We start from the raw sequence: 1,229 nt of genomic DNA, 5'->3' as shown, positions 1-1,229 counted from the left end.
TTTGGAGTAAAAGATGAAACAGCAGGTGTTACCACACTTAAGGGTGCTATGGCGGTGATGGATATAGCTGAAACAGCTATAACAAATCTTGATCAAATCAGAGCCGACATTGGTTCGGTGCAAAATCAAGTTACATCAACTATAAACAACATCACTGTTACTCAAGTAAACGTTAAAGCAGCAGAATCGCAAATCCGTGATGTAGACTTTGCAGCCGAGAGTGCAAACTACTCTAAAGCAAATATCTTAGCTCAAAGCGGCTCTTATGCCATGGCACAGGCTAATTCTGTTCAACAAAATGTTTTAAGATTACTACAGTAGTTTAAAAAGCTGTAATATATACAAATCCAAGCCTAGTTTTTAAAACTAGGCTTTTTTTATTTTAAACTCTAGAATTTTTAATTAAACTAAAACTTGGAACACTTCTTGCTTTAATCTTTTCGATGCAATATTTTGAAAGGATTTAAAATGGGTTTTAGGATAAACACCAACATCGGTGCATTAAACGCACATGCAAATTCAGTTGTTAATGCTAGAGAGCTGGATAAGTCTTTAAGCAGACTTAGTTCAGGTCTTAGAATCAACTCCGCAGCAGATGATGCTTCAGGGATGGCTATAGCGGATTCTTTGCGTTCACAAGCAGCTACTTTAGGTCAAGCTATAAACAATGGTAATGATGCTATAGGTATTTTACAAACTGCTGATAAGGCTATGGATGAGCAACTTAAAATCTTAGATACAATCAAAACTAAGGCAACTCAAGCAGCTCAAGATGGACAAAGTCTAAAAACAAGAACCATGCTTCAAGCAGATATCAACCGTTTAATGGAAGAACTTGACAATATCGCAAATACTACTTCATTTAACGGTAAACAACTTTTAAGTGGAAATTTTATCAATCAAGAATTTCAAATCGGTGCTAGTTCAAATCAAACTATAAAAGCTACCATAGGAGCAACCCAGTCTTCTAAGATAGGTTTAACACGCTTTGAAACAGGAGGAAGAATTTCATCTAGTGGCGAAGTGCAATTTACTCTTAAAAACTACAACGGTATAGATGATTTTCAGTTTCAAAAAGTTGTGATTTCAACTTCAGTTGGAACAGGACTTGGAGCCTTAGCTGAAGAGATTAACAAAAGTGCTGATCAAACCGGTGTTAGAGCTACTTTTACAGTAGAAACTAGAGGTATGGCTGCAGTTAGGGCTGGAACTACTTCAGATACTTTTGC

Annotated in this window: 2 protein-coding genes; both read left to right on the top strand. The window is 36.4% G+C overall.

Features of this window, described 5'->3' with window-relative positions; genetic code table 11:
• Positions 1–321: flagellin (locus ELQ06_RS08490; protein WP_262072531.1), on the top strand; the 321-nt coding region annotated here is incomplete at its 5' end.
• A gap of 147 nt (positions 322–468) precedes the next feature.
• Positions 469–1,229 (top strand): flagellin hook IN motif-containing protein (locus ELQ06_RS08485; protein ID WP_279586439.1); only part of this gene is annotated, 761 nt, incomplete at its 3' end.

It is taken from the genome of Campylobacter sp. CH246, assembly GCF_004378835.1.
Taxonomy (GTDB): Bacteria; Campylobacterota; Campylobacteria; order Campylobacterales; family Campylobacteraceae; genus Campylobacter_D; species Campylobacter_D jejuni.
This window is presented reverse-complemented; position numbering and strand designations above follow the sequence as displayed.